The 14,329-nt window shown below is 50.5% G+C and carries 14 protein-coding genes and 1 other annotated feature; of the genes, 9 read left to right on the top strand and 5 right to left on the bottom strand.

Annotated elements, in window-relative coordinates:
- Positions 1–76 precede the first annotated feature (76 nt).
- The 4 genes from ACQYWX_RS19090 to ACQYWX_RS19075 all read left to right on the top strand — a co-directional run bounded on the left by ACQYWX_RS19090 (position 77) and on the right by ACQYWX_RS19075 (position 4,471).
- On the top strand, positions 77–1,318 hold the full coding sequence (locus ACQYWX_RS19090) for an EAL domain-containing protein (RefSeq protein WP_431685971.1): 1,242 nt from the start codon (positions 77–79) through the stop codon (positions 1,316–1,318).
- A 174-nt stretch (positions 1,319–1,492) separates the two neighbouring features.
- Positions 1,493–2,623: an NAD(P)/FAD-dependent oxidoreductase gene (locus tag ACQYWX_RS19085; protein ID WP_431689523.1), complete on the top strand. Its 1,131-nt coding sequence runs from the start codon at positions 1,493–1,495 to the stop codon at positions 2,621–2,623.
- A gap of 291 nt (positions 2,624–2,914) precedes the next feature.
- Positions 2,915–3,628 (top strand): hypothetical protein, encoded by a 714-nt coding sequence (locus tag ACQYWX_RS19080; protein ID WP_431685970.1) that lies wholly within the window; start codon positions 2,915–2,917, stop codon positions 3,626–3,628.
- 234 nt (positions 3,629–3,862) lie between these two features.
- A complete protein-coding gene (locus ACQYWX_RS19075; RefSeq protein WP_431685969.1) occupies positions 3,863–4,471 on the top strand; it encodes a BRCT domain-containing protein in 609 nt (202 codons plus the stop codon).
- A gap of 106 nt (positions 4,472–4,577) precedes the next feature.
- Here ACQYWX_RS19075 and ACQYWX_RS19070 read toward each other — a convergent pair.
- Together ACQYWX_RS19070 and ACQYWX_RS19065 are read right to left on the bottom strand one after the other, a co-directional pair.
- Positions 4,578–5,791 (bottom strand): IS3 family transposase gene (locus tag ACQYWX_RS19070; protein WP_431685968.1). Its coding sequence is split into 2 segments (ribosomal slippage): positions 4,578–5,503 and positions 5,503–5,791, totalling 1,215 coding nucleotides; the frame shifts between segments, so codons are not numbered across the junction.
- Positions 5,397–5,513 (bottom strand) — a sequence feature (AL1L pseudoknot). (Overlaps the previous gene by 117 nt.)
- Positions 5,792–5,848: 57 nt before the next feature.
- Positions 5,849–6,544 (bottom strand): hypothetical protein, encoded by a 696-nt coding sequence (locus ACQYWX_RS19065; RefSeq protein WP_431685967.1) that lies wholly within the window; start codon positions 6,542–6,544, stop codon positions 5,849–5,851.
- 242 nt (positions 6,545–6,786) lie between these two features.
- Here ACQYWX_RS19065 and ACQYWX_RS19060 point away from each other — a divergent pair, with 242 nt between their 5' ends.
- On the top strand, positions 6,787–7,380 hold the full coding sequence (locus tag ACQYWX_RS19060) for a macro domain-containing protein (RefSeq protein ID WP_431685966.1): 594 nt from the start codon (positions 6,787–6,789) through the stop codon (positions 7,378–7,380).
- A gap of 22 nt (positions 7,381–7,402) precedes the next feature.
- Here the strand turns inward: ACQYWX_RS19060 and ACQYWX_RS19055 are convergent, their stop codons facing one another.
- Positions 7,403–8,143, bottom strand: a complete 741-nt coding sequence (locus tag ACQYWX_RS19055; RefSeq protein WP_431685965.1) for a hypothetical protein — start codon at positions 8,141–8,143, stop codon at positions 7,403–7,405.
- 991 nt (positions 8,144–9,134) lie between these two features.
- Entirely contained in the window at positions 9,135–9,263 is a 129-nt protein-coding gene (locus ACQYWX_RS19050; RefSeq protein ID WP_431685964.1) for a hypothetical protein, read from the bottom strand.
- A gap of 53 nt (positions 9,264–9,316) precedes the next feature.
- Between ACQYWX_RS19050 and ACQYWX_RS19045 the strand changes: the two genes are divergently transcribed.
- Both ACQYWX_RS19045 and ACQYWX_RS19040 read left to right on the top strand, forming a co-directional pair.
- Entirely contained in the window at positions 9,317–9,976 is a 660-nt protein-coding gene (locus ACQYWX_RS19045) for a carbonic anhydrase (RefSeq protein ID WP_127971732.1), read from the top strand.
- A gap of 149 nt (positions 9,977–10,125) precedes the next feature.
- The gene (locus ACQYWX_RS19040) at positions 10,126–11,007 is read left to right on the top strand and encodes a hypothetical protein (RefSeq protein WP_431685963.1); all 882 of its coding nucleotides are present in this window, start codon (positions 10,126–10,128) and stop codon (positions 11,005–11,007) included.
- A gap of 70 nt (positions 11,008–11,077) precedes the next feature.
- Here the strand turns inward: ACQYWX_RS19040 and ACQYWX_RS19035 are convergent, their stop codons facing one another.
- The gene (locus ACQYWX_RS19035; protein WP_431685962.1) at positions 11,078–11,458 is read right to left on the bottom strand and encodes a hypothetical protein; all 381 of its coding nucleotides are present in this window, start codon (positions 11,456–11,458) and stop codon (positions 11,078–11,080) included.
- Between the two features lie 473 nt (positions 11,459–11,931).
- On the opposite strand from ACQYWX_RS19035, the gene ACQYWX_RS19030 reads away from it, so the two are divergent.
- Together ACQYWX_RS19030 and ACQYWX_RS19025 are read left to right on the top strand one after the other, a co-directional pair.
- Complete coding sequence (locus ACQYWX_RS19030) at positions 11,932–12,378, top strand: hypothetical protein (protein ID WP_431685961.1); 447 nt, start codon at positions 11,932–11,934, stop codon at positions 12,376–12,378.
- Positions 12,379–12,645: 267 nt separating this feature from the next.
- Entirely contained in the window at positions 12,646–14,136 is a 1,491-nt protein-coding gene (locus ACQYWX_RS19025; RefSeq protein WP_431685960.1) for a hypothetical protein, read from the top strand.
- Positions 14,137–14,329 lie beyond the last annotated feature (193 nt).

The raw sequence follows: 14,329 nt of genomic DNA, 5'->3' as shown, positions 1-14,329 counted from the left end.
TTACAGTAGGTTATGATCAAATGGCCTAACCTAATCGGCTGTACTACTGGCCTCCTTCTTTACTTTCGGAGTAAAAATGGATTCGGTTGCGAAGCGCATATCGAGTTTGGGGACAAACCTCGATGGAGTCCCAAACGAGCCCTGTGACGGGGTCCAACCAGAACGTAATCAGTACCTCCCTTTTTTTCAGCCTATCGTCGATATTAATCGGGGAATGGTGGCGGGTTATGAGGCTTTAGCGCGCATTCGCCGCGATGACGGCGCAGTGATGTCCGCCGGGCCCTTATTCTCCGATCCCGGCGTTGATCGACGGCGGCTTTTGAATATTGACCGCATGGTGCGCAAGCAGGCGCTAGAAACCGCTCAAACCCTCCCTTCCGATTGTTTCCTCACTCTCAACATTTCCCCCGAATGGATGCGCAAAAACTGCGACGAAGAGCAGGTTCCCACGATCCGTATGATTCATGAAGCCGGCATTGATCCGCAGCGCGTGGTGGTGGAATTTACCGAGAACGGCGGCGACGAGGCCGCGCTGGTTGAGCAGGTGGCTGAATACCGGCGCGCGGGCATGCGAATCGCCATTGATGATTTCGGCGCCGGATATTCGCAATTGAACCGCATCATTTCTCTGGAGCCGGATCTTATTAAGCTGGATATGCGTCTGTTCAAGCGCGCGGCGCGGGGCGGCATTTCCGGTGAAGTAGTGCAGTCCGTGGGTTACCTGGCGGAGCGTGCGGGCAGTCAGATCATCTGCGAAGGGGTGGAGACGGAAGATGAGTTCCGTTTCGCCATGGAATGCGGCGCCCGTTATATTCAGGGTTACATCTTCAATCCCGCGCTGGAGCGTTTTTTGGCGCCGGACGCGCCGCAGTCGAAAGTCGGTATGTTGTTGGAGAGCTTTATCCATCGCAAAGTGGAAGAGGAGCGCCGACACATTTACTACATCCATCAGATGGAAAAATGCGTGCTCGATATCAAGGACTGCGTGTTGCGCAATGAGAACTTTGTCAGCGCGCTGCCGCAACCGCCGGAAGGCTTCCTGCGTTTTTATATCTGCGACCACACCGGAGTGCAAATCACGCCCAACTTTGATTGGGACGGCGCTGAATGGTTACAGCATATGGGCAATCAAGGGGTCAACTGGGCGGCCAGACCTTATTTCTATCAGATGTTGGCGATTGAGCGTCTGTTGCAACGGCGAGTCATCAATTCGCGACCGTACCGGGACACCAACTCCGGCTTTTTGTGCCAGACCATCAGTACGGTGCTGGACAGCGAACGCACCTTGTTGGCGGATATTCGTTACCTGTGCCAATAGAAAAGGCGTTCACTCGCCTTTGCGTTAGTTCATACCTTGCCAAGACTACATAAATAAATTCGTCGACAGAGTCTGAGAGGCATACAATGCGCTGGTTTGCAGACAGTCAGTGTGGAGTCTTTCGTGGTTGAAAAAGTAGATGTGGTCATAATCGGCGCCGGCGCCGCTGGTTTGATGTGCGCGATCACCGCTGGGTATCGCGGCAGGAAAGTCCTGGTTCTGGATCACGCCAATAAAGCAGGCAAAAAAATTCTTATGTCCGGGGGAGGGCGCTGCAACTTCACCCACCTGAACTCCACTCCGGCCAATTATTTATCCAATAATCCCCATTACTGCATCTCTGCGCTAAGACGCTATACCCCTCAGCATTTTGTGGAGTGGGTGGAGCGCCATGGCATTGAATACCATGAAAAAACGCCTGGGCAGTTGTTTTGCAACGAGAGCAGTAAAGATATTCTCAATATGCTGCTGACCGAATGCGACTGGGCCGGCGCGGAAATTCGTCTGCAGTGCAGCATTGATGCAGTGGAGCAGGACGGTGAGGCCTTCCGTCTGCAAACCTCAAGCGGCGTTATTCAGTGCGAATCCTTGGTGATCGCCAGCGGCGGGCTGTCGATTCCCACGCTGGGCGCATCGCCTTTCGGCTATAAGATCGCGGAACAGTTTGGCCTCAAGGTATTGCCGACTCGGGCGGGGTTAGCGCCTTTCACGCTGCAGCCGGATGATTTGCAGCGCTTTGCGCCGCTGTCCGGCGTCAGTTGCCCGGTCTCCGTCAGCGTTAATGGCGTGACCTTCAAAGAACCCATGCTGTTCACTCATCGTGGCCTGAGCGGCCCCAGCATGCTGCAGATCTCCAGTTTCTGGAAACCTGGTCAGGAACTCTCAATCGATTTGCTGCCGGACGACGACGTGCTGGCGGAGCTGAAAACCTGGCGCCAGGAATCGCCCAATAAACGCCTGGAGACCTATCTCAATGCGAAGCTCCCCAAGCGTGTGGCGCAGATATTCACCGAATGGAAAAACTGGAACGAAACCTTCCAGCAATGCTCCAACCAACGCCTGCAGGAAGTCGCAGACGCTCTGAAAAGCTGGAAAATCAAACCCAACGGCACCGAAGGCTATCGCACCGCCGAAGTCACCCTGGGCGGCGTCGACACTGACTGCCTCTCCTCCAAAACCATGGCCGCCAAAGACATCCCCAACCTCTACTTCATCGGCGAAGTCGTCGACGTCACCGGCCACCTGGGCGGCCACAACTTCCAATGGGCCTGGGCGTCTGGGTTTGCGGCGGGTGGGGAAGTCTAAGAATGGCCTGCTTTTGGAAAACGTGTTTCCAATAGAGTCATCAGCCAATAGGAACCTTGCAATGAGAAAGTGCAGGAATTGCGACAATAAGTCCTACCGTATGTATGCCAGGAGTAACTTTTGCAGTGGAGTTGGGCTTTGCGCTTGTAGGCCTTTATCTGATTAATACATTTTCGAGAGTGGGGCTGGATAGTATTGTATGGCATGCTTTAGGGGCAACTGCGATTCTACTGACGTGTCTCTCTCTTTGGCCTAATTTGAAAGTGTGAAAGTGGAAGACAGAGGTAACAGATGTCTTTGTTTTTGAACTCCATGCTATTGAGAGCAGGCCGCATGATAAGGCCCTGTATTTTTTTATTGGCGACCCTGCTGGCATTTCCATTTTCCGCCTGCGCGCAAACAGTCTTCTCATGGAGGCATGACGGCGTTGTCGTTAACCAAGGGCAAACGCTTCAGACAGAGCTACAAAACGCCTACACAGGATTTGAAACAGACGCAGGGCTCTATCTGGCGGGCTTTAAAATTGATCAGAACGGGGAGAATCACCCCTTCATTATGTTTATCTCCCGGGACCTGAAAGTAACGACCAGCTGGCCATTGGAAACGATGGTGAGCCAGCTTTTCGAGTACCAACAAAAACTGTATATGCTGGATGTGGAGGGGAAGGCGTTTCAATTCGAGAGTAATGACTGGCGGCGCGCCAATCTGACATTCAAACCCAACTCAATCATCGTCTCCACCAGCCGGGACATAGTTGCTTGCAACCCTGCGCCATTGACTAAGATCGCCAACGGGACAGGCAGTTGTTATTCACTGTTTAAACAATGGAGTGTGGATGTGAACTGGCGTGCTGCTCAGCCAAAGATTTGCGACGGGGAATTAATTATTCAAGAGCACAAAGACGGCTCGCTCCACTATCTTGCGGTAGATATCGAGTCGGGTAAGTTATTGAAATCTCTTTATACTGAGAAAGCGTTCTCCGGTTTGTGTCAGGTTAGTTTTTGATGGCCTAATCTGGCTTATCTTTACGATCACTGCCTATATTATCAAGCCCACCCAAGACTGACTCATCAGTGTCGTTTTTCATTCTTAACGACAAATTCCGTCTTTACAAAAGTTAGAATTCTATTATCGCGAGTGCAGGGGATAATCTGAATATTATCCATTGGCATATGGCCGTTTCTCAGTTTTAAAAATATTCGCGCCTTAAGTTTCAATCATTTTAGAGAGGGAATATTTATGGATATTTTCACCGAATATAATCTAAATAAAATTAAGGACAGGCAAATAGATACACTGATCGGTCTGAGTAAAGGCATTGTCGCCGATGGAAAGGTTGAACAGGCGGAAGCGGAGTTTCTGCAAACTTGGTTGGTGCAGAGCAGGAGCGCTTCTGACAATCCAATTATCGTTAACTTGTTAGATAGAGTTAGCGTTATGTTGGAAGACGGTGTTTTGGATGGAGAAGAGTCCTCAGAGCTTCTAAGTGTTCTGAAAAGGATCTCTGGCGATGAGTCTTATCTCGGCGAGGTCGCTAAAGCAACCAGACTGCCTATTATTGAACCTATGCCGTCCATTACTTTTCAGGGACGATCGTTTCTTTTTAGCGGAACCTGTGCGCTTGGGACGCGGGAACAATGCGAGGAAGCGACTGTGGCTCGTGGAGGCAAGATAGCCAAAAACGTTACGAAATCACTGGATTATCTGGTGATAGGAACCTATGTGAAGGATAGCTGGGTTCATGAAAATTTTGGGCGGAAAATTGAGAAGGCCATGACGTATCGGAATAATGGCGTTCCCATTGTAATTATTACTGAACAGCACTGGGCTCAGTCAGTATGTATGTAATTGGATGATGGATATGTTGGGTGCAAGGTTGATGAAAGGTTAAATACGATGGACGCTTTATAAAGATTGAATCGCCCCGGGTTTGTCGGAGGCAATTTTATCTGAGTCATGCAACTGCAGACTCGGCTTGTTGATAATACAGGTTTTCGTATTCGACGGGAGGCACATCTCCCAGCGGCCGCAACAATCGACGATTGTTGAACCACTCCACCCAGGTGAGGGTCGCCTGTTCTATTTCATCCAGCCCTTTCCAGGGCCCGTTTTTGTGGATAACCTCCGCTTTGTACAAGCCGTTGATGGTTTCCGCCAGGGCGTTGTCGTAGGAGTCTCCTACGCTTCCGACAGAGGCCTTAAACCCCGCCTCAGCCAGGCGCTCAGTGTACTTGATCGACAGGTACTGGCTACCGCGATCGCTGTGATGAGTGACCCCCTTGGGTTTTCCTCGCGCCCACAGCGCCTGCTCCAAGGCGTCAAGCACAATATCCGTCTGCAGGCTTTTGAGCGCACGCCAGCCTACGATATAGCGCGAGAAAACGTCCACAACGAACGCCACGTAAACGAAGCCTGACCAGGTGGCAACGTAGGTGATGTCTGCGACCCACAACTGGTTCGGACGCTCAGCGCAGAAGTTGCGATTAACCAGATCCAGCGGCTTGTCGGCCAGTTCATCGGGAATGGTTGTACGACAGGACTTACCGCGCCGCACGCCTGCCAGCCCCATTTCCCCCATCAACCGGGCGACAGTGCAGCGCGCCACAGTGATATCCTCACGGTTTAGCTGCTTCCAGAGCTTGCGAGCCCCATAGACCTGCAAGTTCTCCTCGTGCACTCGTGTAATCTCTGGCTTGAGCTCTTCATCCCGCTTTGCGCGATCACAGCGCAGCTCCGGGTTAGCGGCCAGATGTTTTTGGCGGTAGTAGGTGGACGGCGCCATCGGCAAGACTTTGCAGATTGACTCGACACCGTGCGCTTCCCGTTCCTGGTCAATGAACTTAACCATTACTTCGGTTTGCGGTCGAGCTCCGCCTGGGCGAAAAAAGCCGCCGCCTTTCGCAGAATCTCATTGGCGCGTTTAAGCTCACGGTTTTCCCGTTCCAGCTCTTTAAGGCGGGCGGCGTCCTCGCTGGTTGTTCCAGGGCGCTTACCTGTATCCACTTCCATTTTGTTGACCCATGAGCGTAATGTCTCAGGAGTGCAACCAATCTTTGAAGCGACAGACTGTATCGCCGCCCAGCGGGATTTGTGTTCGTGTTCGCCGGTCAACACCATGCGCACAGCGCGTTCACGTACTTCGGGGGAGTATCCTGATCGTTTGTTCATAGGCTAATTCTCTCAAGAAGATTAGCCTCCGACAAACCTGGGGTGATTCAGATTGTTTCATTGCACCCTATCTTCAGCTGGAAGAAGTTCTACATGTTTTGAAAAAGCCTCTACTATCTGAGGGATTTTTTCTTTGTGCTTAATATTTAGCATCATATAGGTAACGGCTTCATATAGCATGTGCTCGTTGCACTTCTTGAAATCAACGTCGAATTTCCTTTTGATCTTTTTATAGTGATCGTCGGTGATGGCGATGCCGTTTATACGGTGCGCCATCGCCATGTTCACATAAGACTCTAGGTTTGGGGAAAAGACCATATTCTTCTTGATGCTTTCTGGGAAGTGATCATACGCGGAGATGCCTAATAATTTTCCGACCACTAATTGGTCTATGTTCTGCGTGTCAGGGCAGTCCAATGAGGTCGGTATATACAGATAAAAGCGCTGGCGATTCAGTGGCCAGGGTATGGCCACCAAATGACTGTAAATCTCCGTCACCTCTTTAATTCTGATGAAATCACCGTCAATACTGCCTTCATCGGCGGCGCGTATGGAGCGCGCCAAAGGAAGGTTCACCCACTCGATTCTCCAAGGGGTATCCCGAAAAGCGGCTTCAACGAACCTCTGATAAGGCGCATACAATTGCGCGATCTCATCGTTCGCTCCGATTCTCAGCACCTCCCGCGTATCTGAAGCGGCGCAGGCGGCTGTTGTTGCGCAGAACCATAACCCTAATACCGAAAGAACTTTCATAGCATTTTCCACCGAAGCGCATCCTGGTGAATATGGACTGAAGTTTTACAGGCGTCGCGCATATTCAGTTTAGTAAACTACGCTGGCAATTAAAGCGCGTTAGGTGAGTCGGGCTAAGGGCTGTGGCTAAGGCGGCAAACTCGCTTTACCCATGTGGCCTGGCGCTTAAGAGTAGAATGAAAAGCGGCTTCACTAATCAAAACAGCAGAAGCGTGCTGGAGATCAAAGAGGAGAGAGTATTCTTGCTTCAGAAAGTATTTCTTATCGATCAGTCTGAAAAGCTGGTAAAGGCATGGAAAGAAGCCTTTAGTGGTTTTGATAACTTTGAAATCATCCAAGGCGACTTTTTCTCAAAGGAAGCCGATGCGATGATTAGTCCGGCGAACAGCTTTGGCATTATGGACGGCGGACTGGATCTGGCGATTCGAAATACGCTTGGCTTTGAAGTGGAGGAAAGAGTGCAGCGACGCATTCTTGACGACTTTCACGGAGAATTACCCATTGGCTCCGCGGTAATTGTGGGGACGGATAACGCGCGATGGCCCTATTTGATCTCGGCGCCAACCATGAGGATTCCCGAAGACGTTTCCAACACGCTTAACCCCTATATTGCGTTTCGGGCAGTTCTACTGGCGATAAAAACGCATAACCTTCGTTCTGAGAGAAAGATAAATTCTATTTTGTGCCCCGGTTTAGGAACGGGAATAGGGCGGGTGGAGCCCAGGAAGTGCGCGGCGCATATGAGAGTCGCCTACACATCCCTTTCCAAGCCAGCGCGAACTCCCAGCTATAACGAAATTCATGAGGTTCATCGGAGGCTTCAGATGGTGGTTTGAAGTAGGGGGGGCGGAGGACGTCTCAGACTTCTAGCAAGATGAGATTTCCTTTTTCTAGTTTTAGTAAAAAGCTACTGGGTTTCTCTATGGAGGTGTCAAAGTAAACTGTATTTGACTCCATTCTGTCAGGTTTTCTGTAGTCTGTTTCTCGTATTATTATCCGGTGGCGCCCGACGCTTGCTCTCGCAGAGTAACCATCGATGGGTTGTTTGCCGTCTCTTGTTGAAGGAATATTGCCATCGATATAGATTGAAAACTTATCAGTAATCAGATCTGGATGACAGGCAACAGCAATATCTATTCTGCATGGATGTGCTTCTAAGTATTGCCTGGTAGACTCCTCAAAGAGTTCGTCCTTGGTCTTTTTCTTTTCGACTACCCACATTGTTTTGTCTGTAACGATTCTCCCGTTAATAAAAGGGATGTACAGCCTATCTTGAAAGAAGCCTTTGCGCATATCCAATAAGAAGTTTCCTGTCAGTTTCTCTCCTACCTGCTCTAGAGGCTTCAGCCTCTCATATGGATATTCATATCTATCAAGAATTAGCTCGCCAGACTCTGTAAGCGTATAGCAGGAAATATAACCGCGCGCCAATGCGCTGCTAATGCCTGGAGTGGCGCGAGAGGGACTTGACTGAAAGCTGTAAGAAGAGAAAGGGCTGCCAGTGTGCCCAGATCTTGCGATAATTCTATAGAGGTGCAGATCTCCCAGTTCGATGCTATTGTGCATGTTTTCTATTTTATCTGGTATTTGCGCTGTCATGCTTTAAATCCTGATTCATACTTAAAGGCTCGCTTTATGCTCTCATAGAGTACTAGTGTGAGATAGTGTTTATAGCTAATTAACGGTATATAAGGAAGCGAAATGAAGGGCGGTGTAAGAGTTGAGCTTATCAGATTTAAAACTACTTCTTTAAGAACATAGTTGATATTATTTGATATTCAAGATGAAGGGTATGAGTAATGGATGCTGATTTATATAAGACTCCGGTGAGTGATTGCGATCTAGAGACGGATGAGGCGAAGAAAAGAGGCTTTAATGTTATATGGATATTTGGGGCAAGTTTTTTTGTGTATTTGTTTTTTGCCTATTTTTTAGTCCTTGTTCTATGGAATGTTACTATATCAGTATATTTATTCGAGGTAACTTCGGTTGGCTCATCACTAGGGATTCTTCTGTGGTTGAGGTTTGCGCTCATGGTGAGGCAGGCCAAGTTCCAGCGGCCCTCTTTGATTCATGACTTATTAGATTGTTCCTGTGTAGCGATAATGATAGTTGCATGTTTGTTCCAGGAATGGAAAGTCGCCTTCATAATCTTCTGCGCCTCTGGGGGCTACGTAACACTCGGACTAGCAACGGTATTATACAGTGAGTATGTACGAGGAATTCAGATCCGTACAACTGGTCGTGCTTACTATTTTTTGCGTAAGTAGTGATGAAAAATATATGGTGAAATCAGTATGAGCTGGAGAAAATAGCTCCTACCTCTGACGAGGCAACCTTTCCGGCTCTAGCCTCACGATAATCCTGGACTTTAACGCTTCCATCATCTGTTTTACTCAGTGAATCCCCTTGTCTCTCCATCGATGTAGTCTGTCCCGATTACATAGCTCGGCGCCTTCTCTATTCCGCTGTCTTTTCCGGCGTAAACGTCTTCCGGTTGCATTTAGAGCGCCTCATATTTGGTAGGGACGCCGATGTTTTCGAACACTTCTCCTTGAGGGGAGGCGTAGACTTCGTTGGATAGTTGGGACTAATCGCTGAAGCGCTTCACAAAATACAGCTCCTTAATGTCCTCCACTTGCTTGAGTTCACCAAGAATGGCCGCTGGCGCGCTGTTGACTAATACCAATGGCGAGTTTTGTGAGAAACTGTTTTGCATTACTAATCTGCAACAACATCAAACAAGCCATAGAGTTGATTAGGAGACCCGTAGTGAAAGACATCATCGAAGGCTTTCTGAAGTTCCAGCGCGAAGCATTTCCTGAGCGTAAGGAGTTGTTCAAAGACCTCGCCACTCAGCAGCAGCCGCGTACTCTGTTTATTTCCTGTTCCGACAGCCGTCTGGTGCCGGAACTGGTCACCCAGAGAGAGCCAGGGGATCTCTTCGTCATCCGTAATGCGGGCAACATTGTGCCTCCGTATGGGCCGGAACCCGGCGGGGTGTCGGCGTCGGTGGAATACGCCGTGGCGGCGTTGCGGGTGGCGGATATCGTCGTGTGTGGGCATTCCAACTGTGGCGCTATGACGGCCGTCGCTACCTGCCAATGCATCGATCACATGCCTGCAGTCGCTCACTGGTTGCGCTATGCGGACTCCGCCAAAGTGGTGAATCAGGCGCGTAAGCACGCCGATGAACGAGCGAAGATCGAAGATATGGTGCGAGAGAATGTCATCGCCCAGCTGGCGAACTTGCAGACACATCCGTCTGTACGTCTGGCGCTGCAGGAAGGCCGTCTCACCATGCACGGCTGGTTCTACGACATTGAATCCGGCGGCATCGAGGCATACGACGGTTCCAGACATGCCTTCGTGCCGCTGGCGGAACATCCTGAAGCGCGGGCGATTCCTGGGAAGTTGTCGCACGCGGTTTAACCCGCCTGTAGCGTCTGGCATCCAGTATAGTGGGGCGTGTGCATGGGGTATTTCGGTTTGGAATAAACGCTTGCATACGTCCCTTGCTCATCTACTCTTTTAATTCATGAGTAGAGAAGTGGGAAATAACTACCGAAAGGATTGGTGAGATGCGACTGATACTGAGCAGAAAGGGATTCGACTCATCCGCTGGAGGAATGTCAAGCCTGATCATGCCTGATGGCCGCATGATTTCACTACCGATCCCAACGGACGCCGACTATCAGAATATTGGCATGCTCAATATTGAGGGCGTCGATATCGCCGGCATTCTTGAAGACCTCACAGATTATAGAATCAACGCTGAGACGACGGTTCACATAGACCCGGACCTATGCGCCACGTATATGACCAGAAAAGAGGGATGGCGTTCCTCATTTGGCCAAGTGAGCGCGGCCCAATCTCATTTGCGTAATCAAAAAGTGGCCTGTGGCGATCTATTTCTTTTCTTTGGATGGTTTAGACAGATTGCCAATACCGAAAAGGGATGGCGATTTGCGGAAGGCAGCGCCGATCTTCACGTTCTATTTGGCTGGCTTCAAATTGGCGAAATTCTTCAGATCGGTGAGGATACTGAGGAGGTTGTACGTAACAGGCCCTGGCTTAGCGATCACCCACATATATTGGCCGCTGAGAATTTTAAGCATTCCAGCAATACGATTTATGTCGCCTCCGAAAAGCTGAGTATCGGCGGCAAAGAAACTGCATTTCCAGGTGGGGGCTGTTTTCCTCGCTTTGAGGACATACTACAACTCACCCAAGCGAACGCCTCCTCACGATCATCATGGAAACTCCCGCGTTTTTTCTTTCCGCCTGACAAGAAAGCAGCGCTTTCCTATCATACAAACCCCACTCTATGGGGCGAGATTTGCGATGACTATGTGTCCCTGCAGTCTGTCTCCAGAGGGCAGGAGTTTGTCTATGACTGTGGTGAGGAGCCTGCGGCGATTGAGTGGTTAAACAGGCTATTTACTACATCGCTTTGCAAATAAAAACGCCCGACGTTCTATTATCGGGCGCTGTAGATATGAGTGTAGCGTGCTGGCTATCTACATTGGGGAATTAAATCCCCAAGTAATTCCCCACCTCAAACATATCCGGCTGGCCTTCTTCAAAGCCGAAATAACAGACGTCTTCCTGTTCACCGGTCTTCTCGTCGATGATGCCGATAACAAACTCGCATTTGAGGCGCTTGGCGATTTTATAAAGGCCGTCGAGGGGCTCTTTAAGTTGCTTCTTATTGCGGATGTTCATATTGACGCCGATGCGCCAGTCAGAAGGATCGTCCAAGTCAACGTCTTCGGCGGCTTCCGGCTCGATCTGACGGTTATCGACAAACGTGAGGTCCAGAGCGGATTCTTTTACCCAACTTTCGACTGCTGAAGAAACATCTCCGGCAATGTCTTCCAAGTCTGTTCCATCGACGTAGATGTATAGCAACATGCTTGCTCGCCTCTGATTTCACTAATGCTTTATCTGTAAGAAATAAGATAGCCGAATACACACGGCGCGAAACGAAAATGGCGCGCTATCAGGCGTGAAAAGACTCGGCTATTGATATGGCCGCACATTGTAAGCGTCTGCGGCCTAACTTTCTAACATTCCATGGCTTTCAGGCCCAATGAGGGATGGGTGGGGTAGTCAGAGGCGATTTAATCGCCGGTAATCGCCCAGATTCCATACAACTTATCGCGCTATGTCGCTTACGCATCATTTTTGTTGCGGGTTTTGTGGCGCGACGCCGCATACCACTTTGCCTTTGTATCCTGGCTTTGGGATCACTACAATGCGGCGCGCGACAATAAATGCCGTTTCGAAGCTTATAAGAGCGGCCTTTCCAGTAGCTCTGCGCAAAGCGGACAAGTCAGGGCTAGTGACGAACATCGAACAAATTAAGCTGTGTGGAGAACAATAAAATGAAGATCGGGGTAGTGGGATTCAGCAAGCGCTGGTTTGACCAGCAAGCGGCCAGCGAAATCCTTGAGCGCTCTATCAAGACCTGGGTCGATGGAAAGGATAAGAGTCAGGTGGAAATTGTCAGCGGACTGACTAACGCCGGCGTGCCCAAACTGGCCTATGAACTGGCGGTGCGCATGGGGCTCACGACCGTGGGAATCTCCGCGAGAAGAGCGTTGAAAGTACGTAGCGGTATATTTCCATGTGATAAGCAGATTCTGGTTGGCCAGGACTTTGGCGATGAATCCGAGGCGTTTATCGATTATATCGATTGCCTGATCCGCGTTGGCGGCGGCCCTCAGAGTCGCAAAGAGGTCGAGCTTTTCAAAGAGCGCAAAGGCTTCACTGCGGAGGAGGCCGGGTCTTATCTGTATGAAGAAGAAGTGGAGTGGTTCGGCAAAGACTGACCTGCGTACGCTAGGTCGAGCCTACGCGCAACTTAACGAATTTTGCAGCCACTCATAAAATACGGCGCGATTGTTATACAGTCGCGCTAATTTTTGGAGTAATATTGAAAACGTTTTCACTGTGTGAAGCTGTCGCAGCCTAGTTGCTGCGTTCCGCATAAAACGACGCTGAGGCCATTGTACCTATTGCGTCGGGCGAACCTGAGGGAGTGAAGGGCGCACTGGCGCAAGGCCTTGTAACTCAATTATGACAATAAGGATATCGCTATGCGTAAAAAGAGGTTTTTCACGTCGTCATTCGCCGCCTTGTGTCTGCTCAGCGCGGCTGTACAAGGGCAACCCCTGTCAGCCCATGAGGAGTATCTGCAATTCGCCCAAAACGAGGATGGAGAAATCCATCTCGATGACGGGCGCACCTTGTTTTACACCGTCAAGTCGCGCTCTAAGGTCAATGGAGTCGAGATCATTCGCGCACAGGTGGATGATCCTGCTCTGGCGGAATTCATGGACTACAGCAGTTTTATCGTCACGTTGGATCACGACAAGCAGGAAATGTCGGGCTATTTGGAAACGGGTTCTGGTCAATTTCGTCTGCAGTCGTCTTCAGATGGAAATGAAAACGTTTTCTGGCGAAAAATCAAGTCGCCGAAAATGGACGATCGTATTCTGAAGAATCCAGATACGAGCTTTATGAGGCGCTTCAATCAAGAGGCGGCGGGAGAGAAAGACGCCTCAGGACGTTATGTCATTGACGTATTCATCGGATTCTCCGAGCAGGCGGCGCAGGACGTCGGCAATATCAACACCGAAGCGCAAATATACGTGGAGTCGGTGAATGAAGCCCTCAATAACAGCCAGATAGAAGGGGTATACCTGCGTCTGGTGGGAGTCGGCGTGTCGCCGCAAAACCCCGGTGTGGTGACTTCCGTGCTACGGGACGGCAAAGAGTGGTTTAAGGAAGATATCGAGCGTTACGCGCCGGATCTTATTGGTTTGGTGCAACGGCCGACGGATGCGCCTGGAAGCGCAGGAGGCTGGGGTAATGTGCCCGGAGACATTGTGGTGATTGGCGCACCCTGGCCTGGCGCCTACCGACATGAAGTGGGCCACAATGTCGGTGGGATGCACTGCAAATCCGAGGGTGACACGGGTTATAACTACGGTTTTAGCGTCAGACAGGGAAGAGGGACGGCGCAATGCGGCAATGACCTGAGCTATTACTCATCTCCGTTGATTATGGATGACGAAGGCAACGTGCTCGGGACGACGCACTCACATGATATGGCGCGCTTGTGGCGCGAACGTTCCGCCGCGATGTCCGCCAATAGAATCCATAAAGTACCGTTTCCGGGCGAGACCGGTGGCCGCTATCGAATGCAGAACTATTGGCGCGCCGATCAGTTTTTGCATATGGAAAACGGCGGACTGGAAAGTGGCGCTATTGAACAAGGCTGGTGGAGCGCCCAATGGGATATCAAAGCGGTTGGCCAGGACGATTATGTGCGAATCTGTAACCGCTGGCGCGCGCAGGCCTGCATGAATGTTGAAGATGGCGGCTTGCAGGCGGGCGCCATTGAGAGCGGCTGGCATAGCGCGCAATGGAAGCTGGAGCCGGTGGAAGGGCAGCCTGACTTGGTGCGCATCCGCAACCGCTGGAAACCGAACCAGTATCTGCATATCGAAAACGGAACGCCCGAGGCGGGGCCGGTTCAACCTGGCTGGTTCAGCGCGCGCTGGAAACTGACCTCTACTGATTAATCCATACAACGCCGTTCGCTTCGGTGGACGGCGTTTTTACTTGGCCCCTCATTGCGCGGAAGCGTCGCTTGCGTTAATTTGCTTCGTCTCGCGAGCCATCTTCGCCAAAAATCTGTAACGGAAAATGAGTTGTCCGCTGTCGCGGTCATCCGTCAGACTGCGTTTATGAAGATGATTGTGAGCGCCGCAAAAT

Origin of the sequence: Hahella sp. NBU794 (assembly GCF_050749805.1) — a bacterium.
In the GTDB taxonomy this organism is placed as follows: Bacteria; Pseudomonadota; Gammaproteobacteria; order Pseudomonadales; family Oleiphilaceae; genus Hahella.
Note: the sequence above shows the minus strand (reverse complement) of the source record. Positions and strands in the feature narration are given on the sequence as shown.

What these genes read in the sequence shown, in the direction of transcription:
- ACQYWX_RS19090 (WP_431685971.1), top strand. Translation starts at nt 77, where the DNA reads ATGGATTCGGTTGCGAAGCGCATATCGAGTTTGGGGACAAACCTCGAT.
- ACQYWX_RS19085 (WP_431689523.1), top strand. Translation starts at nt 1,493, where the DNA reads ATGTGCGCGATCACCGCTGGGTATCGCGGCAGGAAAGTCCTGGTTCTG.
- ACQYWX_RS19080 (WP_431685970.1), top strand. Translation starts at nt 2,915, where the DNA reads ATGTCTTTGTTTTTGAACTCCATGCTATTGAGAGCAGGCCGCATGATA.
- ACQYWX_RS19075 (WP_431685969.1), top strand. Translation starts at nt 3,863, where the DNA reads ATGGATATTTTCACCGAATATAATCTAAATAAAATTAAGGACAGGCAA.
- ACQYWX_RS19065 (WP_431685967.1), bottom strand. Translation starts at nt 6,544, where the DNA reads ATGAAAGTTCTTTCGGTATTAGGGTTATGGTTCTGCGCAACAACAGCC.
- ACQYWX_RS19055 (WP_431685965.1), bottom strand. Translation starts at nt 8,143, where the DNA reads ATGACAGCGCAAATACCAGATAAAATAGAAAACATGCACAATAGCATC.
- ACQYWX_RS19050 (WP_431685964.1), bottom strand. Translation starts at nt 9,263, where the DNA reads ATGCAAAACAGTTTCTCACAAAACTCGCCATTGGTATTAGTCAACAGC.
- ACQYWX_RS19040 (WP_431685963.1), top strand. Translation starts at nt 10,126, where the DNA reads ATGCGACTGATACTGAGCAGAAAGGGATTCGACTCATCCGCTGGAGGA.
- ACQYWX_RS19035 (WP_431685962.1), bottom strand. Translation starts at nt 11,458, where the DNA reads ATGTTGCTATACATCTACGTCGATGGAACAGACTTGGAAGACATTGCC.
- ACQYWX_RS19030 (WP_431685961.1), top strand. Translation starts at nt 11,932, where the DNA reads ATGAAGATCGGGGTAGTGGGATTCAGCAAGCGCTGGTTTGACCAGCAA.
- ACQYWX_RS19025 (WP_431685960.1), top strand. Translation starts at nt 12,646, where the DNA reads ATGCGTAAAAAGAGGTTTTTCACGTCGTCATTCGCCGCCTTGTGTCTG.